Genomic DNA, 1,313 nt, shown 5'->3' with positions numbered 1-1,313 from the left:
CCGGGGACCTGCTGGTCGTAGGGCACCTTGATCGTGGTGCCCTGGATGGTCAGGCCGTTGTTGAGGCACGTGGTCTGCGCGGTGAAGCCCTGGACGGTGCCCGCCTGGTAGGAGTCGCCGGAGCAGCCGTACATGCTGCCGTTGTAGTACTGCATGTTCAGCCACCACAGCCGGCCGTTGTCGGCGTACTTCTTGACGATCGGCAGGTAGGCGCCCCAGATCGAGCCGTAGGTGACGCTGCCGCCGGTGACGTACGCGGTCTCGGGGGCCATCGTCAGGCCGAAGCCCGCGGGCATCCGGTCGAGCACGCCGTCGATGATGCGCTCCAGGTTGGCCTGGGAGGCGGAGAGCGTGTTGATGTCGCCGCCGCCGGACAGGCCGGTCTCGATGTCGATGTCGATCCCGTCGAAGTTGTACTTCTTGAGGATCGGGACGACCGTCGCCACGAACCGGTCGGCGACGGTGCTGGAGCTCAGGTCGATGCCCGCGGCCGCACCGCCGATCGACATCAGGATCGTCGCCCCGGCCGCCTTGGCCTGGCACATCTCGGCGGGGGTCGCGACCTTGACGTTGGTGTCCATGCCGTCCTGCCACTGGACGGTGCCGTCCGAGAGGATCACCGGGAAGGCGGCGTTGATGACGTTGTAGCCGTGGGCGGCGATCCGGCTGTCGGTGATGGGCACCCAGCCCATGCCGGGGTGGACGCCGTTCGCGGCGCCGTCCCAGTTCTCCCAGTAGCCCTGGAGGACCTTGCCGGACGGCTTGGGCTTCGTCGGGCAAGTGTCGCCGGTCGGCGGGGTGATGGTCGGCGGGGTCGTGGTGGGCGGCGGGGTCGTGGGCGGGGTGCTGGTCGGCGGCGCGCTGGTGGGCGGCGGGGTCGTCGGCGTGGTGGCGGTCGGCGAGGGGCTGCTGCTGCCGCCGGGGCCGGTCAGTGACACGTCGTCGGCGTAGTACGCCGGCTGCCCGTACCAGCCGTGCAGGTAGATCGTCACCGAGGTCGTGCTCGGCCCGGTGGTGAAGGCGACGCTGAGCTGGCCGTACGACGCGTTGCCCGGCGTCCAGGTGGACGGGTCGCCGCCGCCGGTGCCGGTGGCGCCCAGGTAGACGTAGCTGCCCTGGACGTAGGCGCTCAGCGTGTACGGGGAGTTGGGCTGCACGCTGACGGTCTGGCTGCACTGGGCGTCGTCCTGGCCGCTCGGCGTGGCCTGGAGCGCGGCGGCGCCGGAGTGGACCGGGCCACCGTACCCGGACCGAGCCGTTCGCCCACCGGATTAAAACCCGGGACCGTCCTCCCCTCAGGCCCGCCCGGCCGG

At 71.0% G+C, this 1,313-nt stretch carries 1 pseudogene; it reads right to left on the bottom strand.

The features are described from left to right. Positions 1–1,169 (bottom strand): annotated as a pseudogene (locus AB0O00_RS39915) (glycosyl hydrolase family 18 protein); the annotation flags it as partial. Positions 1,170–1,313: the final 144 nt, after the last annotated feature.

This window comes from Kitasatospora sp. NPDC093558, from assembly GCF_040683475.1.
In the GTDB taxonomy this organism is placed as follows: Bacteria; Actinomycetota; Actinomycetes; order Streptomycetales; family Streptomycetaceae; genus Kitasatospora.
Note: the sequence above shows the minus strand (reverse complement) of the source record. Positions and strands in the feature narration are given on the sequence as shown.